This is a genomic window from Enterobacter nematophilus (assembly GCF_026344075.1).
GTDB lineage: Bacteria > Pseudomonadota > Gammaproteobacteria > Enterobacterales > Enterobacteriaceae > Enterobacter > Enterobacter nematophilus.
Genome location: NZ_JAPKNE010000005.1, coordinates 15,753 through 40,460, shown reverse-complemented (window position 1 = coordinate 40,460; position 24,708 = coordinate 15,753). Strand labels below are relative to the sequence as shown.

Here is a 24,708-nt window from a genome sequence, read left to right as displayed (position 1 = left end):
CAGGAAATCACCATTGTCCAAATGGCAACTCGCCTAAACCCTTTTCACCCCCTATTCTGCATGCCTGCATTTATGGGGGGTTTATGGCGCGTTTTCTGTTTTGTAGTTTCGCATTAGTTCTGCTTTATCCGTCGGGTATTGATATGTATCTGGTGGGATTACCGCACATCGCCCGCGATCTGGGTGCCAGCGAAGCGCAGCTGCACATCGCGTTTTCGGCCTACCTCGCGGGGATGGCGTCATCGATGGTCTTTGCCGGGAAGATAGCGGATAAGGCAGGCCGTCAGCCCGTCGCAATAACCGGCGCCGTCATCTTTGCCCTGGCCTCTCTTCTCTGCTCACAGGCGCAGAACAGCACCGTATTCCTGGCAGGACGGTTCATCCAGGGCATTGGAGCCGGCGGCTGTTACGTGGTGGCGTTTGCCATTTTGCGCGACACCTTAAGCGCCCAGCGCCGTGCCAAAGTGCTCTCCATGCTGAACGGGATAACCTGCATCATCCCGGTGCTGGCCCCGGTCGTGGGCTATCTGATTATGCTGAAATTCCCGTGGCAGAGCCTGTTCTGGACCATGGCCGCCATGGGCGCGCTGATGTTTATCCTGTCAATCGCCGTGCTGAAAGAGACTCACCCGGGCTCGCAGAATCCCAGCCATACCGCGACCATTCACCCGGCCGAGAAGCTTCTCAACCGCTTTTTCCTCAGCCGTCTGGCCGTGACGACCCTAAGCGTGGTGGTCATTCTGACGTATGTAAACGTTTCCCCGGTTTTGCTGATGGAGACCATGGGTTTCGATCGCGGTGAGTATTCAACGGTGATGGCATTAACCGCTATGGTCAGTATGGCCGTCTCATTTTCCACTCCCTTTGCGCTGAATCTTTTCCGCCAGCGCACGCTGATGCTGACCTCTCAGGTGCTGTTTCTCGCCGCAGGCGTGGTTCTGGCAACCACCAGCTCGCATGCGCTGATGCTGGCAGGTATTACCCTCATCTGTGCCGGGTTCTCGGTTGGCTTTGGCGTGGCGATGAGCCAGGCGCTCGGCCCGTTCTCGCTGCGGGCAGGCGTGGCAAGCTCGGTGCTGGGGATCGCGCAGGTCTGCGGCTCGTCTCTGTGGATATGGCTGGCGGCGGTCATCGGACTTAACGCGCTCAATATGCTGATCGGGATTCTGATTGGCTGTAGCATAGTCTGCATCACCTTACTTATGGTCATCCAGCCCGCGGCACAGTATGAAGAAGCCCATCAGCAGTCTCGATCTTAACCTGTTGCTTTGCCTACAGCTTTTGCTGCAGGAGCGCAGCGTCACCAAAGCCGCAAAGCGGATGAACGTGACGCCGTCGGCGGTGAGTAAATCGCTGGCCAGGCTGCGCGACTGGTTTGACGACCCGCTGTTTGTCAAAACGCCGTTAGGGCTGCTGCCCACGCCGCTGACGGTCAGCCTGGAGCAGGATTTGGCCGACTGGATGCAGATTGGCAATCAGATCCTCGATAAATCTCACCATGATTCGCCTGGCGGGCTGACGTTCGTGCTGGCCGCCGAAACGCCGCTGATGCTCATCCGCTTTAACGCCCTGCTGGAACAGGTGAATCAGCGCTATCCGCAGGCGACGGTGAAAGTGCGTCACTGGGATTACGACTCGCTGGACGCCATTACGCGCGGGGAAGTGGACGTTGGTTTCACCGGTCGCGAAACCCATCCGCGCTCGCGTGAACTGCTGAAGCTGATGCCGTGGTTTATCGACTACGAAATCTTGTTTAGCGACCGTCCATACGTCTATTTGCGTGAGGACCACCCCGCTCTGCAGGAGGAGTGGAATCTGGAGACCTTCCTGCGCTATCCCCATATCAGTATCTTCTGGGAACGGAGCGACACCTGGGCGCTGGATGAGGTGCTAAAAGAGATGGGGCGGGAGAGAAACATTGCCATGTGTTTGCCGGGCTTTGAGCAGTCGATGTTTATGGCGGCGCAGCCCGGCCATAACTATATCGCCACGGCTCCACACTACTGTCGCCACTACAATGAACTCCACCAGCGGAAGCTGATCGCGCTTCCTATACCCATTGACGAAGCGCAGGCTGAAAAGCTGACCGTTCCCTTCACGCTGATCTGGCATAAACGGAACAGCCATAATCCGAAAATTCTCTGGCTGCGGGAGACCATCAAGGCGTTGTACGGTGGCAGCGATCCAATTTTTGCCTAAGAAAATGTAAAGTTCGGCGCTCAGGCTTCTCTTACTCTCATTTACTGATTAAAACAGGAGTCAAGTTAAGCGATAATCATGTAACCGTTTAACCGATTACGACCATTATCAAGGAGCGAAAAATGGCAACGCACTTTGCAAGAGGGATACTTACAGAAGGACGTCTCGTATCGGCCAGACTCTCTTCAGCCTGTCACAGTGAGGCGCTCAAACTCCCCGAACATCGCAGGACGCGGTTTTTAGCCTCCAGAGCACTTCTCGCAGAACTGCTGTTTATGCTGTACGGCACCAGCGAACTGCCGGAGATCGTCACGCAACCAGAAGGCCGCCCGGTCTTTGCTGACCCGGAACTCCCCCGTTTTTCCATTGCCTATACGGGCAATATCATTGGCGTGGCGCTGACCACCGAAGGGGATTGCGGGCTGGATATGGAGCTTCAGCGTGCGACGCGGGGCTTCCACGGCGCAAGCCCGCACGATGACTACCCGCTCTCCAGCAATGAAAAGCTGTGGGTACGCAACCAGAACGACGCCGTCGAGGCCAGAGCCCAGCTCATCACCCTGCGCCAGAGCATTCGCAAGCTCTGCGGATGCGCTTCAGACGACACCAGCCAGTTGCAATTGTTGCCAGGCTCCGGACGCCTGCGTGCCGCTAAAGCCACGCTTGTAGAGGCACTCAGCGATGCAGAAGATGTGTTGATATGGTCTGTTGCAGTCAGCCCTGCCATCGAACGGCTAAAGATTTGGGAATTTGACAGTAAAGAGGGATGGAGTAGCCTTCCGGATGTGCCCGAGCGCGCCAACGCGCCCGCCGCACGCCTGATGCGTTTAACCAGTTTACCGGCAGAAAAAGCATTTACCCATAGCTGATCCAATCAGGGTCATCATGATGAAACAGGAGTAATCATGTCTGATACGTTGAAAGTAGTTACGTTACTGGGAAGCCTGCGCAAAGGTTCATTTAACGGAATGGTTGCCCGCACGCTGCCGCAGTTGGCCCCGGCAGGTATGGAAATTAGCGCCCTGCCATCTATTGGCGATATCCCGCTGTATGATGCTGATATGCAGCAGGAAGAGGGGTTCCCGCAGAGCGTGGAGGCGATAGCCGAGCAGATCCGCCAGGCCGACGGTGTGGTCATTGTCACGCCGGAGTATAACTACTCGGTTCCGGGTGGCCTGAAGAACGCCATTGACTGGCTGTCCCGTTTACCGGAGCAGCCCCTGTCCGGCAAACCGGTGCTGATCCAGACCAGCTCAATGGGCGCGATTGGCGGCGCGCGCTGCCAGTATCACCTGCGCCAGATTCTGGTGTTCCTGGATGCGATGGTGATGAACAAGCCGGAATTTATGGGCGGTGTGATTCAGAACAAGGTCGACCCGCAGACGGGTGAGGTGGTGGATCAGAGCACGCGTGACCATCTCTCTGGCCAGCTGACGGCGTTTGGGGATTATATTAAGCGGGTGAAGGCGTAAGCCCTCACCCTGACCCTCTCCCACGGGGAGAGGGAACAAACCTGTTTATTTGGCGTCAATAAACACAATCTTCAGCACAAACAGCAGCGCCACAATAATCACGCACGGGCTGAGTTCGCGGAAGCGGCCGGTACCGATCTTCATTACGCAGTAAGAGATAAAGCCCAGCGCGATACCTTCGGTGATCGAGAAGCTGAACGGCATCATCACGGCGGTAATAAACGCCGGTACCGCTTCGGTTAAATCATCCCACTTCACGCGCGCCAGGCTCGACGTCATCAGCACGCCCACGTAAATCAGCGCGCCGGCAGCCGCATACGGTGGAACCATACCCGCCAGCGGAGAGAGGAAGATCACCAGCAGGAACAGGATACCCACCACCACCGCCGTCAGGCCGGTACGGCCGCCCACGGACACGCCGGAAGAGGATTCAATGTAAGCGGTAACAGACGAGGTGCCAATGAAAGAACCCGCCACGGAGGAGATGCTATCCACATACAGCGCCTGCTTCATGCGCGGGAATTTGCCTTTCTCGTCCGCCAGACCCGCTTTGTCGGTCACGCCAATCAGCGTACCGGAGGAGTCAAACAGGTTGACCAGCATGAAGGAGAAGATCACGCCCGCCAGGCCCAGGTTCAGGGAACCCGCCAGATCGACGTGACCAATCACGGTAGAGACGCTCGGAGGCGCGGAGACGATACCGTTATAGTGCACGTCGCCCAGCATCCAGCCCAGCAGGGTGGTCACCACGATGGACACCAGCACCGCCGCATGAATGTTACGAGAGGCCAGGATCGCGATGATAAAGAAGCCCAGCACGCCCAGCAGCACGTTATGAGAGGTCAGATTGCCGATGCTCACCAGCGTTTCCGGGTTCGCCACGATCACACCGGCGTTTTTTAGCCCCATCATGCCGATAAACAGACCGATACCGCTGGTGATGCCCACGCGCAGGCTCACCGGAATGTTCGCAATCATCCAGTAACGCACGCGGAAGATGGTCAGCAGCAGCAGGCCAACCGCACCCCAGAAAATAGCGCCCATACCGACCTGCCACGGCAGACCCATCGCCTGAACCACCACGAACGCGAAGAACGCATTCAGGCCCATAGCCGGCGCCAGCGCCACAGGCAGGTTAGCGAACACACCCATCAGGATGCTGCCAAGCGCCGCAATCAGACAGGTGGTTACAAAGACGGCGCTGGTGTCCATGCCAGCGACGCCCAGAATTTGCGGGTTCACAAAAACGATATAGACCATCGTCAGGAAGGTGGTGAAACCGGCGATCACTTCGGTGCGTGCCGTTGTGCCGTGCTCGCGCAGTTTAAACACGCGCTCAAGCAGACCCTGACCAGATGTCTGGGTAGTGTGTTGTTGACTCATCATCAATTTCCGAACAAGGAGGGAAAATTCGTCGCTATCCTATACCAAAATGCGACAATAGTGGCGGTTACGTGATACTTTTTTCATTGATTTTGCTTATACGGCAACGATTGCGTCCCGGCGAACTGCCGTACGAAAACGTTAAACTTGTTAAAAGGGAAAGGCATGTCCGGAATTGAAGCGGTATTTTTCGACTGCGACGGTACGCTGGTCGACAGTGAGGTCATTTGTTCCCGCGCGTATGTCACCATGTTCCAGGAATTTGGCATTACGCTGGAGCTCGAAGAGGTGTTCAAACGCTTTAAAGGCGTGAAGCTCTACGAGATCATCGACATCATTAACCAGGAATACGGGGTGGCTCTGGCAAAAGCGGATCTGGAACCGGTGTACCGCACCGAGGTCGCACGCCTGTTCGACTCCGAACTAGAGGTGATCTCCGGAGCTAACGCGCTGCTGGATGCGATGACGGTGCCGATCTGCGTGGTCTCCAACGGTCCGGTCAGCAAAATGCAGCATTCACTGGGCAAGCTTGAGATGCTGCACCATTTCCCGGAAAAACTGTTCAGCGGCTACGATATCCAGCGCTGGAAGCCAGACCCGGCACTGATGTTCCATGCGGCGAAAGCGATGAACGTCAACGTGGAGAACTGCATTCTGGTGGATGACTCGTCTGCGGGCGCGCAGTCGGGGATTGATGCGGGGATGGAGGTGTTTTACTTCTGCGCCGATCCGCACAACAAGCCGATCGATCATCCAAAAGTGACGACCTTTACCGATCTGGCGCAGCTGCCAGAGTTGTGGAAGGCGCGCGGGTGGGATATTACGCGTTGAATTAACGTAGGGCGGGTAAGCGCTAGCGCCACCCGCCACAAACATCACTCTTTCGGATCTTTACCCGCCAGCAGCTTGTCCAGCTCGTCGCCGCCGACGTGACGGAAGTCCTGACCCTTCACGAAGTAGAAAATGTATTCGCAAATGTTCTGGCAGCGGTCGCCGATACGCTCGATAGAGCGCGCGCAGAACAGGGCCGTCAGCACGCTTGGGATGGTACGGGAGTCTTCCATCATGTAGGTCATCAGCTGACGCACGATGCCTTCATACTCCTGGTCCACTTTCTTGTCTTCACGGTAGATACGGACCGCTTCGTCCAGATCCATGCGCGCGAAGGCGTCCAGCACGTCGTGCAGCATCTGCACGGTGTGGCGGCCCAGCGACTCCAGGCTCACCAGCAGCGGCTGGTGCTGCTGGGAAAACTTCTCCAGCGCGGTGCGGCAGATTTTATCCGCAACGTCACCAATACGCTCCAGCTCGGCGATGGTTTTAATGATCGCCATCACCAGACGCAGGTCGCTCGCCGTCGGCTGACGCTTGGCGATGATACGCACGCAGGCTTCGTCGATGGCGACTTCCATCATGTTGACGTTGTGGTCGCCTTCAATGACGCGCTTCGCCAGCTCGCTGTCCTGGTTGTGCATCGCCGTAATCGCATCAGAAAGCTGCTGCTCAACCATGCCGCCCATGGTCATTACCTGGGTGCGGATGCTTTCCAGCTCTGCGTTGAACTGGCCTGAAATGTGTTTATTAAGATTGAGGTTGTCCATGGTTTCTCCACATGCACTAAGGCAAATCAACCGTAGCGGCCAGTAATATAATCTTCGGTTTGTTTCTTCGCGGGCCGGGTGAACAGCGCGTCCGTATCGCTGAACTCAATCAACTCGCCCAGGTACATAAACGCCGTGTGATCGGAACAACGCGCAGCCTGCTGCATGTTGTGGGTCACGATAACCACGGTGTAATCCTGCTTCAGCTCGGTGATCAGCTCTTCAATACGACCGGTTGAGATCGGGTCCAGCGCCGAGCACGGCTCATCCAGCAGCAATACTTCCGGACGAATGGCGATACCACGCGCAATGCACAGACGCTGCTGCTGACCACCGGAGAGAGAGTACCCGCTCTGGTGCAACTTATCTTTGGTTTCGTTCCATAATGCGGCCTTGGTCAATGCCCACTGCACGCGCTCGTCCATATCGGCACGGGAGAGCTTCTCAAACAGGCGAACGCCAAACGCAATGTTGTCATAGATGGACATCGGGAACGGCGTCGGTTTCTGGAACACCATGCCCACTTTGGCACGCAGCAGGGCGATATCCTGGGCCTGGGTCAGAATGTTTTCGCCATCCAGGATAATTTCACCTTCAGCGCGCTGCTCCGGATAGAGCGAATACATTTTGTTAAAGGTACGCAGCAGCGTGGATTTACCACAGCCGGACGGACCGATGAATGCCGTGACCTGGTTCTTGGCGATATCCAGGTTGATATTCTTCAGGGCATGGAATTTGCCGTAGTAGAAGTTCAAATCACGAACCTGAATCTTACCCGGGGCAGTATCAACCATACTCATTGACTCATTTCCTCATTCGGCGCCGCGAGCTGCCGCGCCGTAAAAAATTAACCGTGTTTCTTCTTCGCGAAAATGACGCGCGCCAGAATGTTCAGCAACAGTACGCAAAGGGTGATGATCAGCACCCCGGCCCAGGCCAGCTGCTGCCATTCCGCGAATGGGCTCATCGCAAATTTAAAGATCGTCACCGGCAGGTTGGCGATCGGCTGCATCATGTCCGTGCTCCAGAACTGGTTGGAGAGGGCAGTAAACAGCAGCGGTGCCGTTTCACCGGCGATACGGGCGATAGCCAGCAGAATACCGGTCATGATCCCGGAGACCGACGCTTTCAGGGTGATTGCAGAAATCATTTTCCATTTCGGCGTACCCAGCGCGTAAGCCGCTTCACGCAGGCTGTCCGGCACCAGTTTCAGCATGTTTTCGGTGGTACGAATGACGATAGGCACCTGCAGCAGCGCCAGCGCAATCACGCCCGCCCAGCCGGAGAAGTGTTCCATTTGCGCGACCACGATGGTGTAAACAAACAGGCCCACGACAATAGACGGAGCGGAAAGCAGGATGTCGTTAATGAAGCGAATCACCTCTGCGAGCCAGGATTTACGCCCGTACTCCGCCAGGTAGATGCCCGCCATGATGCCCAGCGGCGTACCGAAAACGGTCGCCCACAGGATCAGCAGGCCGCTGCCCGCCAGGGCGTTCGCCAGACCACCACCCGCCGTATTTGGCGGCGGCGTCATCTCGGTGAACAGTGCCAGAGACATTCCATCAATACCGCGGGTGATGGTGGACATTAGGATCCAGATCAGCCAGAACAGGCCGAATGCCATCGTTGCCATGGAAAGCGTCAGCGCAATGCGGTTTTTGAAACGACGCTTCGCCTGCATTTTGCGGCGGGATTCCGCAAGCCGAGCGGTGCTTTGCATTTCGAGCGTTGCCATCAGCGTGCCCCCTCATTTTTCGCGAGACGCAGGATCATCAGCTTGGAAATCGCCAGAACAATGAAGGTGATAACGAACAGAATCAGACCCAGTTCCATCAGCGCTGCAACGTGAAGCCCGGATTCCGCTTCGGCAAATTCGTTTGCCAGCGCGGAGGTAATACTGTTACCCGGCATATAGAGTGAGGCGCTGTCGAGCTGGTAGGTGTTACCGATGATAAAGGTAACCGCCATGGTTTCACCCAGCGCGCGACCTAAGCCCAGCATCACGCCGCCGATCACCCCATTTTTGGTGAACGGAAGGACAATGCGCCAGATAACTTCCCAGGTGGTGCAGCCGATGCCGTAGGCCGACTCTTTCATCATCACCGGAGTTTGTTCGAAGACATCGCGCATTACCGCCGCAATGTACGGAATAATCATGATGGCGAGGATCACACCTGCCGCCAGAATACCGATACCGAATGCCGGGCCAGAGAACAGGGCCCCCACAAACGGAACGGCAGAGAGAACATTACCCACCGGCTCCTGGAAGTACGTGGCAAACAGCGGCGCAAAGATAAACAGGCCCCACATGCCGTATACGATACTTGGGATCGCCGCCAGCAGTTCGATGGCAATACCCAGCGGGCGACGCAGCCAGCCCGGAGCCAGTTCAGTCAGGAACAGCGCAATACCGAAGCTTACCGGAACCGCAATCAGCAGGGCGATGAACGAGGTCACCAGCGTACCGTAAATCGGCACCAGCGCACCGTAGATGTCGTTCGGCGCGTCCCACTCTTTGGTCCACAGGAAGGAGAAACCAAATTTCTGAATGCTCGGCCAGGAGGAGAAAATCAGAGACACGATAATGCCGCCCAGCAGCAATAGCACAATCAGCGCAGCCAGTTTAACCAGCGCGCCGAAAATCATGTCACCTTTTTTACCCGGAGGGTTAAATGCAGGCTTGGTTGCAGCCATAAATCACTCTTCTGTTAAACGCGTTTACGAAATCGGCGGGTAAGCGCAAGCGCCACCCGCCATTTTCGTCAGAATGCTAAATTAATACAATGCTTTACCGCTGCTGTCTTTCACGTTGGTTTTCCATGCAGCACGAATCTGCTCAACCACGCTGTCCGGCAGGCTGGCGTAATCCAGGTCATTAGCCTGTTTGCCGCCGTTTTTGTATGCCCAGTCAAAGAACTTCAGCACTTCAGTACCTTGCTCTGGTTTCTTCTGATCTTTGTGAATCAGAATGAACGTTGTAGAAGTGATTGGCCACGCGTTGTCGCCTTTCTGGTTAGTCAGATCCTGTGCGAAGGATTTGCTCCAGTCAGCGCCTTTCGCGGCATTAGCGAAGTTCTCTTCGGTCGGGCTAACCGGTTTGCCGTCAGCAGAAACCAGCTTGGTGTAAGCCAGGTTGTTCTGCTTAGCGTACGCGTACTCTACGTAACCGATAGAGCCAGGCAGACGCTGTACGAACGCGGCGATACCGTCGTTACCTTTACCGCCCAGACCGGTTGGCCAGTTAACGGTAGAGCCGGAGCCGACTTTAGATTTCCACTCTTCGTTCACTTTCGCCAGATAGCTGGTGAAGACGAAGGAGGTGCCGGAACCATCCGCGCGGCGAACCACGGCGATGTTCTGCGAAGGCAGCTTCAGGCCTGGGTTGAGTTTAGCGATCGCTTCATCATCCCATTTTTTGATTTTACCCAGGTAGATATCGCCCAGGGTTTTGCCGTCCAGCACCAGCTCACCAGACTTCACGCCCGGCAGGTTGATGGCCAGAACCACACCGCCGATCACGGTAGGGAACTGGAACAGGCCTTCCTGATTCAGTTTCTCGTCAGACAGCGGAGCGTCTGATGCGCCGAAATCAACGGTATTAGCGGTAATTTGTTTTACGCCACCGGAGGAGCCGATACCCTGATAGTTAACCTTGTTGCCGGTTTCTTTCTGGTAGGTATCTGCCCATTTGGCATACACCGGCGCAGGGAAGGTTGCACCAGCGCCAGTCAGGCTTGCTGCTGCAAAAGCAGAGAAAGCGCTCAGAGATAAGGTCGCGGCGACAACAGTTGCGACAGTGGTACGCATAACTTTCATAATGTCTCCTGCAAGGATTTCGTAAATCATTGTTTAAGTGGCTACGATGAGCAAAATAGGACAAACAGGTGACAGATAAATGTACGAATTATGACAGTTTTATGACAATGGAAATTTCACTTAAAGAAAAACAAAAATACATATATTTATCAACATGTTAAACTAAAACATGACGGCGGGATTTCAGAAATATTTTCTTTATGTGACACTGAAAAAATAGCTGAAAATGACAGATTGTCATTAAAAAAGGCTCCACCTGATGGTGGAGCCTGGAAGGATTATTCTACGGTAACGGATTTCGCCAGGTTACGCGGCTGGTCAACGTCGGTGCCTTTGATCAGCGCGACGTGATACGCCAGAAGCTGCAGCGGAACGGTGTAGAAGATCGGTGCAATCACCTCTTCAACGTGCGGCATCTCGATGATGTGCATATTGTCGCTGCTGGCGAAACCGGCATCTTTGTCGGCGAAGACATACAGTACGCCGCCGCGGGCGCGCACTTCTTCGATGTTAGATTTCAGTTTTTCCAGCAGTTCGTTGTTAGGTGCCACAACGATAACCGGCATATCTGCATCAATCAGCGCCAGCGGGCCATGTTTCAGCTCGCCCGCCGCGTAGGCTTCCGCGTGGATGTAGGAGATCTCTTTCAGCTTCAGCGCGCCTTCCAGCGCAATTGGATACTGATCGCCACGACCCAGGAACAGAGCGTGATGTTTGTCAGAGAAATCTTCCGCCAGCGCTTCAATGCGTTTGTCCTGGGAGAGCATCTGCTCAATACGGCTTGGCAGGGCCTGCAGGCCATGAACGATGTCATGCTCAACGGAAGCATCTTCGCCTTTCAGACGCGCCAGCTTCGCCACCAGCATCAGCAGAACGGTCAGCTGAGTGGTAAACGCTTTGGTGGAGGCCACGCCGATTTCGGTACCCGCTTTGGTCATCAGCGCCAGATCGGATTCACGCACCAGGGATGAGCCCGGGACGTTACAGATGGCCAGCGAGCCCAGGTAACCCAGTTCTTTAGACAGACGCAGCGCTGCCAGCGTATCCGCCGTTTCGCCGGACTGGGAAAGGGTAATCATCAGGCTGTTACGACGCACCGCAGATTTGCGATAGCGGAATTCAGACGCGATTTCCACGTCGCACGGCACGCCCGCCAGGGATTCAAACCAGTAGCGAGAGACCATACCGGAGTTATAAGAGGTGCCGCAGGCCACGATCTGAATATGCTCAACCTTGCCGAGCAGTTCGTTGGCGTTTGCCCCCAGCTCGCTCAGGTCCACCTCGCCGTGGCTGATGCGCCCGGTCAGGGTGTTTTTGATGGCGTTAGGCTGCTCGTAGATCTCTTTCTGCATGTAGTGACGGTAAGCGCCTTTGTCGCCCGCGTCGTACTGCAGGTTAGATTCGATCTCCTGACGCTTCACCTGCTCGCCTTTGGTATCGAAAACGGTCACGCTGCGGCGCGTCACTTCCGCGATATCCCCTTCTTCCAGGAAGATAAAGCGACGGGTGACCGGCAGGAGTGCCAGCTGATCGGAGGCGATAAAGTTTTCACCCATGCCCAGACCGATAACCATCGGGCTACCGGAACGCGCGGCCAGCAGGGTCGACGGATCGCGGGAGTCCATGATCACCGTGCCGTACGCACCGCGCAGCTGAGGGATAGCGCGCAGCACCGCATCACGCAGCGTACCGCCCTGTGCCAGCTCCCAGTGCACCAGGTGAGCAATCACTTCGGTGTCAGTTTCAGAGACGAAGGTATAGCCGCGCGCTTTCAGTTCTTCGCGCAGCGGTTCGTGGTTTTCGATAATGCCGTTATGCACCACCACGATGTGTTCAGACACATGCGGGTGCGCGTTACCTTCAGACGGTTCGCCGTGCGTCGCCCAGCGGGTGTGCGCGATACCGGTACCACCGTGCAGCGGATGTTCTTCCGCGGCCTGAGCCAGCATCTGCACTTTACCGAGGCGACGCAGGCGGGTCATATGCCCTTCAGCATCCACGACAGCCAGACCGGCAGAGTCGTAACCACGGTATTCCAGACGACGTAAACCTTCGAGAAGGATTTCAGCAATATCACGCTGCGCAACTGCGCCAACAATTCCACACATAGTAAGATTTCCTGATTATGGCGTTATGCCATGCGTTGTCGCTGACCTGTATTTGCCCTTTACGGGCACCCCGAGCCTTGTAGAGAGTGGGGTTATTTTTATGGGTACTGCCTGTGGGGGGAGGATTATATTATCCTCTCATCCCGGCCCTCTCCCCAAAGGGGCGAGGGTGAAAACCGCACCGTTCAGTTCCCCTCTCCCCTATGGGGAGAGGGTCAGGGTGAGGGGTGTATATTGTTGTTACTTCTTCTTCACCGGGCGTTTCCAGCCCTGCTTGTGTACCTGCGGCACGCGGCTTAACACCAGCTCGTTATCCGCTACGTCGCGCGTGACGGTCGTGCCGGCGGCGATGGTCACACCGTTACCCACGGTAACAGGCGCCACCAGCTGCGTGTCCGAACCAACAAACACGTCATCACCGATGATGGTTTTAAACTTATTGGCGCCGTCATAGTTACAGGTAATGGTCCCTGCACCAATGTTCACGTTGTCGCCAATTTCCGCGTCGCCCAGATAGGTCAAATGACCGGCTTTCGAGCCTTTACCCAGACGCGCTTTTTTCATTTCCACGAAGTTGCCCACGTGCGCGCCTTCCAGCAGCTCAGCGCCCGGGCGCAGACGCGCAAACGGGCCGATGGTACACGCAGCTTCAAGGTGAGCATCTTCCACCACGCTGTAAGGGCTGATTTCGCAGTCATCACCGATGACGCTGTTTTTAATCACGCAGCCGGCGCCAATTTTGACGCGGTTGCCCAGCGTAACGTTGCCTTCAAGAATAACGTTAGTATCGATCTCAACGTCGCGCCCGTGAGACACGGTGCCGCGCAAATCGAAACGCGCCGGATCGCGCAGCATCACGCCTGCCAGCAGCAGCTTTTCGGCCTGCTCGGACTGATAAATACGCTCAAGACGGGAAAGCTGCAGGCGGTTGTTCACGCCGTCCGTTTCGCTGATGCGCGCCGGATGAACGGCGGCGATCTCACGGCCTTCGTGGTACGCCATCGCAATGATGTCGGTGATGTAGTATTCACCCTGCGCGTTGTTGTTGTTGAGCTGAGAGAGCCAGCGCTTCATGTCCGCGCCATTGGCAATCAGGATGCCGGTGTTGATCTCCTGAATCTTGCGCTGCTCATCGCTGGCATCTTTATGTTCAACGATACCCGTTACGTTGCCGTTTTCACGCGTGATACGGCCATAGCCCGTTGGATCGTCCAGCACAACGGTTAATAAACCGATACCGCCCTGCGGCTTGGCTGCACGCAGGCGAGTCAGCGTTTCAACGGAAATCAGCGGAACGTCGCCGTAAAGCATCAGAATGTCTTCGTCATCGGCAAAGAACGGCGCCGCCTGCTGCATCGCATGACCGGTACCCAACTGTTCAGCCTGAAGCACCCAGTTGAGCGCGTCATCGCTCAGCGTCTTTTTAAGCAGATCGCCACCGTGGCCGTAGACCAGGTGAACCTGACGGGCACCCAGTTCATTCGCTGCATCAATGACATGCTGCACCATTGGCTTTCCTGCCAGCGTGTGAAGCACTTTAGGCAGATCGGAATACATGCGGGTACCTTTGCCTGCGGCAAGGATCACCACGCTCATCGCACTGTTTGACATACGCATCCTGACGGTAGTTTGAGTGAGAAGTAAAAACGTTTGATGCCTAAAATTCTACATCTTTTTCATCATGAATTAAGGATCAAAAAAAAAGCCAGCCTGGTATCCAGACTGGCTTTTGTGCTTTTCAAGCCGGTGTTACATCGCTTTTTTGGTCAACTCGATAACGCGCAGTTTCGCGATCGCTTTGGCCAGCTCCGCAGACGCCTGAGCGTAATCCACGTCACCATGAGAGCTGCTAATGTGCTCTTCAGCCTTACGCTTCGATTCCAGGGCTCGCGCTTCGTCGAGATCCTGGCCACGAATAGCGGTATCGGCCAGAACGGTCACACTACCAGGCTGCACTTCAAGAATGCCGCCGGACAGATAGATAAACTCTTCGTGACCGAACTGTTTAACGATGCGGATCATACCAGGCTTAATGGCGGTGAGCAGCGGTGCGTGACCCGGGAAAATACCCAGTTCACCTTCACTGCCCGTTACCTGGATTTTCTCGACCAGACCAGAGAACATTTGTTGCTCTGCGCTGACGACGTCCAGGTGGTAAGTCATTGCCATATCACCCTCCGATTAAGGCGTTAAAGTTTTTTGGCTTTTTCCACGGCTTCTTCGATGGAACCAACCATGTAGAACGCCTGCTCTGGCAGGTGATCGTATTCGCCTTCCATGATGCCTTTAAAGCCACGGATGGTGTCTTTCAGGGAAACGTATTTACCCGGAGAACCGGTGAATACTTCCGCAACGAAGAACGGCTGGGACAGGAAGCGCTGGATCTTACGCGCACGTGCTACCACCAGTTTGTCTTCTTCAGACAGTTCATCCATACCCAGGATGGCGATGATGTCTTTCAGTTCCTGGTAACGCTGCAGCAGGGACTGTACGCCACGCGCGGTGTCGTAGTGTTCCTGACCAACAACCAGTGGATCCAGCTGACGGCTGGTGGAGTCCAGCGGGTCAACGGCCGGGTAGATACCCAGAGACGCGATCTGACGGCTCAGTACCACGGTTGCGTCTAAGTGCGCAAAGGTGGTTGCTGGAGATGGGTCAGTCAAGTCATCCGCAGGTACGTATACCGCCTGAACGGAGGTGATAGAACCGGTTTTGGTAGAGGTGATACGTTCCTGAAGAACACCCATCTCTTCCGCCAGGGTCGGCTGGTAGCCTACCGCTGAAGGCATACGACCCAGCAGTGCAGATACTTCCGTACCGGCCAGGGTGTAACGGTAGATGTTATCAACGAACAGCAGAACGTCACGGCCTTCGTCACGGAATTTCTCAGCCATAGTCAGGCCAGTCAGCGCAACGCGCAGACGGTTTCCTGGTGGCTCGTTCATCTGGCCGTAAACCAGGGATACTTTGTCCAGAACGTTGGAGTCGGTCATTTCGTGGTAGAAGTCGTTACCCTCACGAGTACGTTCACCTACGCCCGCAAACACGGAGTAACCGGAGTGCTCGATCGCGATGTTACGGATCAGCTCCATCATGTTTACGGTTTTACCTACACCCGCACCACCGAACAGACCAACTTTACCGCCCTTCGCAAACGGACACATCAGGTCGATAACTTTGATACCGGTTTCCAGCAGTTCCTGAGAGCTGGACAGCTCTTCGTAGGAAGGTGCCGCGCGGTGGATAGCCCAACGCTCTTCTTCACCGATGTCGCCTTTCATGTCGATTGGCTGACCCAATACGTTCATGATACGACCCAGTGTTGCTTTACCTACCGGGACTTCGATCGGGTGCTCAAGGTCTTTAACTTCCAGACCACGACGCAGACCGTCGGAAGAACCCATCGCGATGGTACGCACGATACCGCCGCCGAGCTGCTGCTGAACTTCCAGCACCAGGCTCTCGTTACCATTCTGTACCTCAAGCGCGTCGTACACGCGTGGTACGGCGTCCTGAGGGAACTCGACGTCCACCACGGCGCCGATTACCTGGACAATCTTTCCAGTAGCCATCTTGAATCCTCTACGTAATTCGTAAACCTGGTTAAACCGCGGCGGCCCCCGAGACGATCTCGGTGAGTTCCTGAGTAATGCTGGCCTGACGAGCTTTGTTGTAAACCAACTGCAGCTCTTTAATCAGGCTGCCGCCATTATCGGTCGCGGCTTTCATCGCCACCATTCGTGCGGCCTGCTCGCTGGCCAGGTTTTCTACAACGCCCTGATAAACCTGAGATTCAACGTAACGACGCAGCAGGGTATCCAGCAGCGGTTTCGGATCGGGTTCATACAGGTAATCCCAGGCTTTCTGCTTCAGCTCGTCATCTTCTGATGCCGGTAACGGCAGCATCTGAGTGAGCGTTGGAACCTGAGACATGGTGTTAATGAATTTGTTGCTGACAACGTACAGTCTGTCCAGGCGGCCTTCATCATAGGCCTGCAACATCACTTTAACCGGGCCGATCAGTTCGGACAGGGACGGGTTATCACCCATACCGGTCACCTGAGCGACAATGTTGCCACCAACGGAGTTAAAGAAAGAGACGCCTTTAGAGCCAATCAGTGCCAGATCGCACTGAACGCCTTTATCAGACCAGCCTTTCATATCCGCCAGCAGTTTTTTGAACAGGTTAATGTTCAAGCCGCCACACAGACCACGGTCAGTCGACACCACCAGGTAGCCCACGCGCTTAACGTCGCGTTCTTCCAGGTAAGGGTGCTTATATTCCAGATTACCGTTTGCAAGGTGACCAATCACTTTGCGCATGGTCTCTGCATAAGGACGGCTGGCCGCCATGCGATCCTGCGATTTACGCATTTTGGAAGCGGCGACCATCTCCATCGCTTTAGTGATCTTTTGCGTGTTCTGGACGCTTGCGATCTTACTACGTATCTCTTTTGCGCCGGCCATGAGCTTCTCCTCAATGCCAGGCGGCTTGCCCTGAGACAAGCCGCCGGACGATTACCAGGATTGGGTTGCTTTGAAGGAATCGAGGATAGCTTTCAGCTTGCCTTCGATTTCGTCGTTATAGCCACCGGTCTGGTTGATCTCTTGCATCAGCGGAGCGTGATCACGGTCGACGTAAGCCAGCAGAGCGGCTTCGAAGCTACCGATTTTCGCCAGTTCCACATCTTCGAGGTAACCGCGTTCAGCCGCGAACAGCACCAGGCCCTGCTGAGCAACAGACATTGGAGCGTACTGTTTCTGCTTCAGCAGCTCGGTCACTTTCTGACCGTGGCTCAGCTGTTTACGGGTTGCTTCGTCCAGATCGGATGCGAACTGAGAGAACGCAGCCAGTTCACGATACTGTGCCAGCGCGGTACGGATACCACCGGACAGTTTCTTGATGATCTTGGTCTGAGCAGCACCACCCACACGGGATACGGAGATACCCGGGTTAACCGCCGGACGAATACCGGAGTTAAACAGGTTGGTTTCCAGGAAGATCTGACCATCGGTAATGGAGATTACGTTGGTCGGAACGAACGCAGAAACGTCACCCGCCTGGGTTTCAATGATCGGCAGCGCGGTCAGAGAACCTGTTTTACCCTTCACTTCACCTTTGGTGAAGTTCTCGACGTATTCCGCGTTAACGCGGGAAGCACGCTCCAGCAGACGAGAGTGGAGGTAGAATACGTCGCCCGGGAATGCTTCACGTCCAGGTGGACGACGGAGCAGCAGGGAAACCTGACGATAAGCAACAGCCTGTTTAGACAGGTCATCGTATACGATCAGTGCATCTTCACCGCGGTCACGGAAGTATTCGCCCATTGCGCAACCGGCGTATGGCGCCAGGTATTGCAGTGCAGCAGATTCAGAAGCGGTAGCCACAACAACGATGGTGTTAGACAGCGCGCCGTGCTCTTCCAGTTTACGAACCACGTTAGAAATGGTGGACGCTTTCTGGCCGATAGCCACGTACACACATTTGATGCCGGAGTCACGCTGGTTGATGATGGCGTCGATTGCCATCGCAGTTTTACCGGTCTGACGGTCACCGATGATCAGTTCACGCTGACCACGACCGATTGGGATCATGGCATCAACAGACTTATAACCAGTCTGCACTGGCTGATCAACGGACTGACGGTCGATAACGCCTGGTGCGATAACTTCGATTGGAGAGAAGCCATCGTGCTCAACCGGACCTTTACCGTCGATTGGCGCACCCAGGGTGTTAACAACGCGACCCAGCAGGCCACGGCCAACCGGCACTTCCAGAATACGGCCAGTACACTTAACCTTCATGCCTTCGGCGAGGTCAGCGTATGGACCCATCACAACTGCACCTACGGAGTCGCGCTCCAGGTTCAGTGCGATAGCGTAACGGTTACCCGGCAGGGAAATCATCTCACCCTGCATACAATCGGCCAGGCCGTGGATGCGGATAACACCGTCACTTACAGAAACAATAGTACCTTCGTTGTGAGCTTCACTCACAACACTGAACTGAGCAATGCGCTGCTTGATCAGTTCGCTGATTTCGGTGGAATTCAGTTGCATGCTCCAGTCCCCTTAAGACTGCAAGACGTCTGCAAGGCGCTCAAGACGGCCGCGTACGCTGCCATCAATGACCATATCACCCGAGCGGATGATTACGCCTGCCATTACAGACTTATCGATTTTGCAATTCAGCTTAACTTTGCGTGACAGACGTTTTTCCATCGCGGCGGTGATTTTCGCAAGCTGTTCGTCACTCAGTTCAGTCGCGGAAGTCACTTCGACTTCTGCAGTTGCTTCACTAAGGGCACGTAAGTGCTCAAACTGCTCGAGAACATCCGGGAGCACACGGAGACGACCATTTTCTGCCATCACCTTAATCAGGTTCTGGCCGTTGGCATCCAGTTGCTCTCCGCACACGGCGATAAACGACGCGGCGAGGGTTTCAGGTGCTAACGCACCGGAAAGCAACTCGGCCATTTGTTCGTTTTTCGTCACCTCAGCGGCAAACGCCAGCATGTTCTGCCAGCGATCGACATTTTGGTGTTCGACAGCAAAGTCAAAAGCTGCTTTGGCGTAGGGGCGAGCTACCGTAACAAATTCAGACATCAGCCCCTCCCTCCTTACAGTTCAGCGACAAGTTTGTCCACGATGTCGCTGTTAGCAGCTTCATCCACGGAACGTTCGATGATCTTCTCGGCGCCAGCAACAGCCAGAATCGCAACCTGCTTACGCAGTTCTTCACGAGCACGTTTACGCTCAGCTTCAATTTCAGCCTGAGCCTGTGTCACGATCTTAGTACGTTCCTGTTCTGCTTCAGCTTTAGCTTCGTCCAGGATCTGAGAACGGCGCTTGTTAGCCTGTTCAATGATTACCTGAGCTTCAGCTTTCGCTTTTTTCAGCTGGTCTGTCGCGTTGGCCTGTGCAAGGTCCAAATCTTTCTTAGCGCGTTCTGCGGAAGCCAGACCGTCAGCAATTTCTTTCTGACGTTTTTCGATGGCAGCCATTAAAGGCGGCCATACATACTTCATGCAGAACCAGACAAAGAGAATAAACGCGATGGCCTGGCCGAGGATTGTTGCGTTCATGTTCACAGCACAATACCTCTTAAATTTCTGTGGCTTGGGGTTTTAAAACAACTACTACGCGACAGCAAACATCACGTACAGACCCAGACCTACAGCGATCATTGGGATAGCATCCACCAGACCCATAACGATAAAGAACTGAGTACGCAGCAGAGGAATCAGATCAGGTTGACGCGCTGCGCCTTCCAGGAATTTACCTCCGAGGATGCCGATACCGATCGCAGCACCGATAGCCGCCAGACCCATCATCACAGCGGCAGCCATGTACAGCAGATCCATATTCAGGTTTTCCATGACAGTCTCCAGTTTGTTTCAATTAAAACGTAGTAGTGTTGGTAAAAAATCAGTGCTCTTCAGACGCCATCGACAGATAGACGATCGTCAGAACCATGAAGATAAAGGCTTGCAGCGTAATGATCAGGATATGGAAAATGGCCCATGGCACATTAAGAATCCACTGTGACCACCACGGCAGAAGACCCGCGATCAGAATGAAAATCAGCTCACCCGCATACATGTTGCCGAACAGTCGCAGACCCAGTGAAACAGGTTTGGACAGCAGGCTAACGCCTTCCAGGATCAGGTTGACCGGAATAAACGCCCAGTGGTTGAACGGCTGCAAGGTAAGCTCTTTCACAAAGCCGCTTACGCCTTTCATTTTGATGCTGTAGAAAAGAATCAGGATAAACACGCCCAGCGCCATCGACAGGGTGATGTTCACGTCCGCAGACGGTACAACACGCAGCGCAGGCAGGCCGAAGATGTGCTCGCCGATGAACGGCAGCAGGTCAATTGGCAGCAGGTCCATCAGGTTCATCAGGAAGACCCAAACGAACACGGTCAGGGCCAGCGGAGCAATCAGCTTGCTCTTACCATGGTACATGTCTTTCACGCTGCCATGGACGAAGCCGATGATCATCTCAACGAACGTCTGGAATTTCCCTGGAACACCGCTGGTCGCTTTTTTAGCAACGCTGCGGAACATGGCCAGGAACAGAAGACCCAAAACCACCGAGAAGAACATGGAGTCGATGTTGATCGTCCAGAAGGTGGCCGGGGGGTTATGTGGATCCACCAGCGAGAATGTACGCAGGTCCAGCTGAAGGTTATTCAGATGGTGACCTATGTAATCCTGCGGCGTCATATTTTCTGAAGCCATGATGCCTTTTACCCTTTGTTATTGATTACAGCTGGAGCCAGAACTTGTACCACCAGCACCAAAACCCACGTTGCTATCAGCGGCATGAATACCACTCTCAAAACCGCCAGCGCCATCACCAGTAGAGCAAAGGTCAGCAACACCTTACACACTTCGCCGAGGGCGAAGGACCAGGCCACGCGGCCTTTGGCGGGTGTATGCGCCTGATGACGCCAGGCAAAAATCATAAACAACACGTTTGGCAGCACGACCGCCAAACCCCCGCACACGGCGGAGATGCCCCAGAAGGGGTCTTTGAGGCTAAACAGCAGTCCACTTGCTATCACAGCCAGAAACTGAATGAACAGAAGCTTACGAGCAACGTTTCTACTCAAGAGCGACACAGACATCACGTTTTTACTCCTGCTCCCTTCGAGGTATGCCGCGTGTCGTATAAAACGTCCTTTAAGGCTCAGAGTCAAGCATCAAAAAGCGGACAAATTATACGGTGCGTACCCGTGATTTCAAACATTAAGTAGCGAAAAGGTGAATAAATGTTTAAATATTTTTCCCCACCGCTATTTTTTAACTTTCGTAGAAAGCATCGACCTTCGAGCAAAACTGCAAACAGCGCGAAAACGTTGACTACAAAGCGTGCACGAGATCACAAAATACACATTTGCGATAAGGTTGTATTTATCAAAGCCGTAAATCGCCCAGGATTATCTTTCTGAAATTAAACACAAAATATTGCAACTATTTTCAAAACAGCCCCGTACACAATAAAAACCTTTTATTGACATTCTTAATAAATAATTAACATTGCGTTCTGGTTACAGACTTTCACTTTTAGCAGGCTGATATTTTCATAGTTGACTATCTTCGCGGTGAATAATCGGCTTGAGGTTAACCGCAAGAAAATCCCTGGTAAAAAAGCGGTTAAACGCTCTCTGGTAAATCCCTGGGAGTTATGCTGTTTTTTAACATGCTCAGAACAGCACAAATTCCACATTTTTTATTAACTTTTTAAAAATTGTTTGGCTTAATTATCACCAGATGACGTTCACCGTCGAGCTGAGGAACGTTTAATTTCTCGATGGTTTCAACGCTAAAACCGTCCGGAAGCTGTTCAATTTCATCACCGGGCAGCTGTCCTTTCAGCGCATAAAAACGGCCGTCCTCTGCCGGCAGATGCTTACACCAGCTCACCATGTCATTGAGCGAAGCAAACGCGCGGCTGATAACGCCGTCAAACGGCGGCTCTGCCGGAAACTCCTCTACCCTGCTCTGTACGGGCGTGATGTTATCCAGCTTCAGTTCATGCTGAACCTGACGTAAAAAGCGCACGCGCTTGCCCAGGCTGTCCAGCAGCGTGAAATGGCTCTCAGGTCGGACAATCGACAGCGGAACGCCAGGCAAACCAGGCCCCGTCCCCACGTCGATAAAACGTTCACCGTTCAGATATGGCGCGACCACGATGCTGTCGAGAATATGGCGTACCAGCATCTCGTTGGGGTCGCGAACAGACGTCAGGTTGTACGCTTTATTCCATTTGTTCAGCATATCGACATACGCCACCAGCTGGTTTTTCTGGTGATCGGTGAGCGAAATACCTGCCTGATCCAGCAGACGAGAGAGTTTATTGAGCACGGTGAATACCTGTTTAGAAACAATTTGCCCGGTGGCGCTAACGCTTACCGGGCCTACGAACGATGTAGGGCGGGTAAGCAAAGCGCCACCCGCCAAAACGACTGCAATTAGGCGCTGCGGCGCAGCATACCTTGCTTTTTCAGCCACACCAGCAGAATCGAAATCGCGGCAGGCGTAACGCCGGAGATACGGGAGGCCTGGCCAATCGACACCGGTTTGTGATCGTTCAGCTTGGCGATCACTTCGTTGGACAGACCCGTCACCTGACGGTAGTCCAGCATTTCCGGCAGCAGCGTGTTTTCGTTGCGCTGCTGTTTTTCGATCTCATCCTGCTGACGCGCGATGTAGCCTTCGTACTTCACCTGAATTTCGACCTGTTCAGCGGCTTCCGCGTCTTCAAGACCCGGCGCGAACGCGGTGAGTTTCACCAGATTCTCATAGGTCACTTCCGGACGACGCAGCAGATCTTCACCGCTGGCTTCACGCGACAGCGGCGCTGTTAAGTGAGCGTTCACTTCGGCAGCGGTTTCCGCCTGCGGGTTTACCCACGTGGTTTTCAGGCGCTGACGTTCCTGTTCAATGCGCTCCAGCTTCTCGTTGAAGCGCGCCCAGCGTTCGTCATCCACCAGACCCAGCTCGCGGCCCATCTCGGTCAGACGCAGGTCGGCGTTGTCCTCGCGCAGCATCAGGCGATATTCCGCGCGAGAGGTAAACATACGGTACGGTTCTTTGGTGCCCAGGGTGCAGAGATCGTCGACCAGCACGCCCAGATAGGCGTGAGAACGTGCCGGCGCCCAGCCCTCTTTCTCGGCAGAGAAGCGGGCAGCGTTCAGACCGGCCAGCAGACCCTGCGCTGCGGCTTCTTCGTAGCCGGTGGTGCCGTTAATCTGGCCTGCGAAGAACAGACCGTGGATAAATTTGCTCTCCAGGGTCGGCTTCAGGTCACGCGGGTCGAAGAAATCGTACTCAATAGCGTAGCCAGGGCGAACGATTTTCGCATTCTCCATCCCCTGCATTGAGCGAACTATCTGTATCTGCACGTCGAACGGCAGGCTGGTGGAAATGCCATTCGGGTAAATTTCGTTCGAGGTCAGCCCTTCCGGCTCCAGGAAGATCTGGTGCTGGTTACGATCGGCAAAGCGCATCACTTTGTCTTCGATCGACGGGCAGTAACGTGGGCCGATCCCTTCGATCACGCCAGCGTACATGGGGCTGCGATCGAGGTTATTGCGGATCACGTCATGGGTTTTTTCGTTGGTATGCGTGATGTAGCACGGCACCTGCTGCGGATGCTGCGCCGCGTTGCCCATAAACGAGAAGACCGGCATCGGGTTATCACCGTGCTGTTGAGCCAGTACGCTGAAATCAATGGTGCGCGCATCGATACGCGGTGGCGTGCCGGTTTTCAGACGGCTGACGCGCAGCGGCAGTTCACGCAGACGACGAGACAGCGGAATGGATGGCGGATCGCCAGCGCGGCCACCGCTGTAGTTGTCCAGACCAATATGGATTTTGCCGTCCAGGAATGTCCCAACGGTCAGCACCACGGCTTTGGCGCGGAACTTGAGGCCCATCTGGGTCACGGCGCCCACGACGCGATCGTTTTCAACGATAAGATCTTCTACCGCCTGCTGGAAGATCATCAGGTTCGGCTGATTCTCCAGCGCGGTGCGCACGGCCTGACGGTAAAGCACGCGGTCTGCCTGTGCACGGGTGGCACGAACAGCGGGGCCTTTGCTTGCGTTTAGTATCCTAAACTGGATGCCAGCCCGATCGATCGCCTTCGCCATCAGGCCGCCAAGTGCATCCACTTCTTTTACCAGGTGTCCTTTCCCAATGCCGCCAATCGCCGGATTACAGGACATTTGTCCCAGCGTGTCGATATTGTGTGTCAAAAGCAGGGTCTGCTGACCCATTCGCGCTGCGGCCATTGCGGCCTCAGTGCCTGCGTGACCCCCGCCAATGATGATGACGTCAAAAGGATCCTGATAAAACATGGTGGTCTGCCTCGCGTAAAGCGGTATGAAAATGGATTGAAGCCCGGGCCGTGGATTCTACTCAACTTTAGTCTTTCGAGAAAGCATTGGGATCCTGGGCTATTAAAAAGAAGATCTTTTTATTTAGAGATCTGTTCTATTGTGATCTCTTATTAGGATCGCAGACCCGTGTGGATAAGTCCGATCCCGCGAATAAGATCAAGCAGTTAGAAAGGATCGTTTGCTGTGAATGATCGGTGATCCTGGACCGTATAAG

At 54.6% G+C, this 24,708-nt stretch carries 24 protein-coding genes; 5 read left to right on the top strand and 19 right to left on the bottom strand.

Annotated elements, in window-relative coordinates; all coding sequences use genetic code 11:
- Window positions 1–83 precede the first annotated feature (83 nt).
- The 4 genes from OSH03_RS14630 (at window position 84) to OSH03_RS14615 (ending at window position 3,671) form a co-directional block, all read left to right on the top strand.
- Window positions 84–1,259 (top strand): MFS transporter, encoded by a 1,176-nt coding sequence (locus OSH03_RS14630; protein ID WP_266179422.1) that lies wholly within the window; start codon window positions 84–86, stop codon window positions 1,257–1,259.
- The gene (gene yidZ / locus OSH03_RS14625; RefSeq protein WP_061096720.1) at window positions 1,228–2,199 is read left to right on the top strand and encodes an HTH-type transcriptional regulator YidZ; all 972 of its coding nucleotides are present in this window, start codon (window positions 1,228–1,230) and stop codon (window positions 2,197–2,199) included. Before OSH03_RS14630 ends, yidZ begins: the two co-directional genes overlap by 32 nt.
- A gap of 122 nt (window positions 2,200–2,321) precedes the next feature.
- Window positions 2,322–3,068 (top strand): 4'-phosphopantetheinyl transferase family protein, encoded by a 747-nt coding sequence (locus OSH03_RS14620; protein ID WP_266179421.1) that lies wholly within the window; start codon window positions 2,322–2,324, stop codon window positions 3,066–3,068.
- A gap of 36 nt (window positions 3,069–3,104) precedes the next feature.
- Window positions 3,105–3,671: an NADPH-dependent FMN reductase gene (locus OSH03_RS14615; RefSeq protein ID WP_061096722.1), complete on the top strand. Its 567-nt coding sequence runs from the start codon at window positions 3,105–3,107 to the stop codon at window positions 3,669–3,671.
- A gap of 45 nt (window positions 3,672–3,716) precedes the next feature.
- On the opposite strand, the gene adeP is transcribed toward OSH03_RS14615, so the two are convergent.
- On the bottom strand, window positions 3,717–5,054 hold the full coding sequence (adeP, locus tag OSH03_RS14610) for an adenine permease AdeP (protein ID WP_154643335.1): 1,338 nt from the start codon (window positions 5,052–5,054) through the stop codon (window positions 3,717–3,719).
- A 165-nt stretch (window positions 5,055–5,219) separates the two neighbouring features.
- Here adeP and yieH point away from each other — a divergent pair, with 165 nt between their 5' ends.
- Window positions 5,220–5,885 (top strand): 6-phosphogluconate phosphatase, encoded by a 666-nt coding sequence (gene yieH, locus OSH03_RS14605; protein WP_266179420.1) that lies wholly within the window; start codon window positions 5,220–5,222, stop codon window positions 5,883–5,885.
- A 44-nt stretch (window positions 5,886–5,929) separates the two neighbouring features.
- Here the strand turns inward: yieH and phoU are convergent, their stop codons facing one another.
- The 18 genes from phoU to mnmG all read right to left on the bottom strand — a co-directional run bounded on the left by phoU (window position 5,930) and on the right by mnmG (window position 24,452).
- Window positions 5,930–6,655, bottom strand: a complete 726-nt coding sequence (gene phoU, locus OSH03_RS14600) for a phosphate signaling complex protein PhoU (RefSeq protein WP_003861153.1) — start codon at window positions 6,653–6,655, stop codon at window positions 5,930–5,932.
- Window positions 6,656–6,681: 26 nt separating this feature from the next.
- Window positions 6,682–7,455: a phosphate ABC transporter ATP-binding protein PstB gene (gene pstB / locus OSH03_RS14595; RefSeq protein ID WP_010426574.1), complete on the bottom strand. Its 774-nt coding sequence runs from the start codon at window positions 7,453–7,455 to the stop codon at window positions 6,682–6,684.
- 47 nt (window positions 7,456–7,502) lie between these two features.
- Window positions 7,503–8,393: a phosphate ABC transporter permease PstA gene (gene pstA / locus OSH03_RS14590; RefSeq protein ID WP_061096725.1), complete on the bottom strand. Its 891-nt coding sequence runs from the start codon at window positions 8,391–8,393 to the stop codon at window positions 7,503–7,505.
- Window positions 8,393–9,352, bottom strand: coding sequence for a phosphate ABC transporter permease PstC (gene pstC / locus OSH03_RS14585; protein ID WP_028014924.1), 960 nt, complete (start codon window positions 9,350–9,352; stop codon window positions 8,393–8,395). The genes pstA and pstC overlap by 1 nt, the downstream gene beginning before the upstream one ends.
- Before the next feature lie 81 nt (window positions 9,353–9,433).
- Entirely contained in the window at window positions 9,434–10,474 is a 1,041-nt protein-coding gene (gene pstS / locus OSH03_RS14580; RefSeq protein ID WP_061096726.1) for a phosphate ABC transporter substrate-binding protein PstS, read from the bottom strand.
- A 278-nt stretch (window positions 10,475–10,752) separates the two neighbouring features.
- Window positions 10,753–12,582, bottom strand: a complete 1,830-nt coding sequence (gene glmS, locus OSH03_RS14575; RefSeq protein ID WP_028014918.1) for a glutamine--fructose-6-phosphate transaminase (isomerizing) — start codon at window positions 12,580–12,582, stop codon at window positions 10,753–10,755.
- A gap of 240 nt (window positions 12,583–12,822) precedes the next feature.
- Entirely contained in the window at window positions 12,823–14,193 is a 1,371-nt protein-coding gene (gene glmU, locus OSH03_RS14570; RefSeq protein ID WP_061096727.1) for a bifunctional UDP-N-acetylglucosamine diphosphorylase/glucosamine-1-phosphate N-acetyltransferase GlmU, read from the bottom strand.
- A gap of 138 nt (window positions 14,194–14,331) precedes the next feature.
- Entirely contained in the window at window positions 14,332–14,751 is a 420-nt protein-coding gene (locus OSH03_RS14565) for a F0F1 ATP synthase subunit epsilon (RefSeq protein ID WP_006177560.1), read from the bottom strand.
- Window positions 14,752–14,771: 20 nt separating this feature from the next.
- Complete coding sequence (gene atpD, locus OSH03_RS14560) at window positions 14,772–16,154, bottom strand: F0F1 ATP synthase subunit beta (RefSeq protein ID WP_003862362.1); 1,383 nt, start codon at window positions 16,152–16,154, stop codon at window positions 14,772–14,774.
- A gap of 31 nt (window positions 16,155–16,185) precedes the next feature.
- Complete coding sequence (atpG, locus tag OSH03_RS14555; RefSeq protein WP_003862364.1) at window positions 16,186–17,049, bottom strand: F0F1 ATP synthase subunit gamma; 864 nt, start codon at window positions 17,047–17,049, stop codon at window positions 16,186–16,188.
- A gap of 51 nt (window positions 17,050–17,100) precedes the next feature.
- Window positions 17,101–18,642: a F0F1 ATP synthase subunit alpha gene (atpA, locus tag OSH03_RS14550; protein WP_006808751.1), complete on the bottom strand. Its 1,542-nt coding sequence runs from the start codon at window positions 18,640–18,642 to the stop codon at window positions 17,101–17,103.
- A 12-nt stretch (window positions 18,643–18,654) separates the two neighbouring features.
- On the bottom strand, window positions 18,655–19,188 hold the full coding sequence (gene atpH, locus OSH03_RS14545) for a F0F1 ATP synthase subunit delta (protein ID WP_003862369.1): 534 nt from the start codon (window positions 19,186–19,188) through the stop codon (window positions 18,655–18,657).
- 14 nt (window positions 19,189–19,202) lie between these two features.
- Entirely contained in the window at window positions 19,203–19,673 is a 471-nt protein-coding gene (gene atpF / locus OSH03_RS14540) for a F0F1 ATP synthase subunit B (protein ID WP_003862370.1), read from the bottom strand.
- A gap of 48 nt (window positions 19,674–19,721) precedes the next feature.
- Window positions 19,722–19,961 carry a F0F1 ATP synthase subunit C gene (atpE, locus tag OSH03_RS14535; protein WP_000429386.1) on the bottom strand — a complete coding sequence of 80 codons (240 nt, stop codon included), beginning with the start codon at window positions 19,959–19,961 and terminating at the stop codon, window positions 19,722–19,724.
- 49 nt (window positions 19,962–20,010) lie between these two features.
- Window positions 20,011–20,826 carry a F0F1 ATP synthase subunit A gene (atpB, locus tag OSH03_RS14530; protein WP_014881883.1) on the bottom strand — a complete coding sequence of 272 codons (816 nt, stop codon included), beginning with the start codon at window positions 20,824–20,826 and terminating at the stop codon, window positions 20,011–20,013.
- A gap of 8 nt (window positions 20,827–20,834) precedes the next feature.
- Window positions 20,835–21,215, bottom strand: coding sequence for a F0F1 ATP synthase subunit I (atpI, locus tag OSH03_RS14525; RefSeq protein ID WP_266179419.1), 381 nt, complete (start codon window positions 21,213–21,215; stop codon window positions 20,835–20,837).
- Window positions 21,216–21,831: 616 nt separating this feature from the next.
- A complete protein-coding gene (gene rsmG / locus OSH03_RS14520) occupies window positions 21,832–22,455 on the bottom strand; it encodes a 16S rRNA (guanine(527)-N(7))-methyltransferase RsmG (protein WP_266179418.1) in 624 nt (207 codons plus the stop codon).
- Window positions 22,456–22,562: 107 nt separating this feature from the next.
- Complete coding sequence (gene mnmG, locus OSH03_RS14515) at window positions 22,563–24,452, bottom strand: tRNA uridine-5-carboxymethylaminomethyl(34) synthesis enzyme MnmG (RefSeq protein ID WP_266179417.1); 1,890 nt, start codon at window positions 24,450–24,452, stop codon at window positions 22,563–22,565.
- Between the last annotated feature and the right edge of the window lie 256 nt (window positions 24,453–24,708).

Bases quoted from the DNA above. Each gene is read 5' to 3' on its own strand.
- OSH03_RS14630 (WP_266179422.1), top strand. From the start codon at position 84: ATGGCGCGTTTTCTGTTTTGTAGTTTCGCATTAGTTCTGCTTTATCCG.
- yidZ (WP_061096720.1), top strand. From the start codon at position 1,228: ATGAAGAAGCCCATCAGCAGTCTCGATCTTAACCTGTTGCTTTGCCTA.
- OSH03_RS14620 (WP_266179421.1), top strand. From the start codon at position 2,322: ATGGCAACGCACTTTGCAAGAGGGATACTTACAGAAGGACGTCTCGTA.
- OSH03_RS14615 (WP_061096722.1), top strand. From the start codon at position 3,105: ATGTCTGATACGTTGAAAGTAGTTACGTTACTGGGAAGCCTGCGCAAA.
- adeP (WP_154643335.1), bottom strand. From the start codon at position 5,054: ATGAGTCAACAACACACTACCCAGACATCTGGTCAGGGTCTGCTTGAG.
- yieH (WP_266179420.1), top strand. From the start codon at position 5,220: ATGTCCGGAATTGAAGCGGTATTTTTCGACTGCGACGGTACGCTGGTC.
- phoU (WP_003861153.1), bottom strand. From the start codon at position 6,655: ATGGACAACCTCAATCTTAATAAACACATTTCAGGCCAGTTCAACGCA.
- pstB (WP_010426574.1), bottom strand. From the start codon at position 7,455: ATGAGTATGGTTGATACTGCCCCGGGTAAGATTCAGGTTCGTGATTTG.
- pstA (WP_061096725.1), bottom strand. From the start codon at position 8,393: ATGGCAACGCTCGAAATGCAAAGCACCGCTCGGCTTGCGGAATCCCGC.
- pstC (WP_028014924.1), bottom strand. From the start codon at position 9,352: ATGGCTGCAACCAAGCCTGCATTTAACCCTCCGGGTAAAAAAGGTGAC.
- pstS (WP_061096726.1), bottom strand. From the start codon at position 10,474: ATGAAAGTTATGCGTACCACTGTCGCAACTGTTGTCGCCGCGACCTTA.
- glmS (WP_028014918.1), bottom strand. From the start codon at position 12,582: ATGTGTGGAATTGTTGGCGCAGTTGCGCAGCGTGATATTGCTGAAATC.
- glmU (WP_061096727.1), bottom strand. From the start codon at position 14,193: ATGTCAAACAGTGCGATGAGCGTGGTGATCCTTGCCGCAGGCAAAGGT.
- OSH03_RS14565 (WP_006177560.1), bottom strand. From the start codon at position 14,751: ATGGCAATGACTTACCACCTGGACGTCGTCAGCGCAGAGCAACAAATG.
- atpD (WP_003862362.1), bottom strand. From the start codon at position 16,154: ATGGCTACTGGAAAGATTGTCCAGGTAATCGGCGCCGTGGTGGACGTC.
- atpG (WP_003862364.1), bottom strand. From the start codon at position 17,049: ATGGCCGGCGCAAAAGAGATACGTAGTAAGATCGCAAGCGTCCAGAAC.
- atpA (WP_006808751.1), bottom strand. From the start codon at position 18,642: ATGCAACTGAATTCCACCGAAATCAGCGAACTGATCAAGCAGCGCATT.
- atpH (WP_003862369.1), bottom strand. From the start codon at position 19,188: ATGTCTGAATTTGTTACGGTAGCTCGCCCCTACGCCAAAGCAGCTTTT.
- atpE (WP_000429386.1), bottom strand. From the start codon at position 19,961: ATGGAAAACCTGAATATGGATCTGCTGTACATGGCTGCCGCTGTGATG.
- atpB (WP_014881883.1), bottom strand. From the start codon at position 20,826: ATGGCTTCAGAAAATATGACGCCGCAGGATTACATAGGTCACCATCTG.
- atpI (WP_266179419.1), bottom strand. From the start codon at position 21,215: ATGTCTGTGTCGCTCTTGAGTAGAAACGTTGCTCGTAAGCTTCTGTTC.
- mnmG (WP_266179417.1), bottom strand. From the start codon at position 24,452: ATGTTTTATCAGGATCCTTTTGACGTCATCATCATTGGCGGGGGTCAC.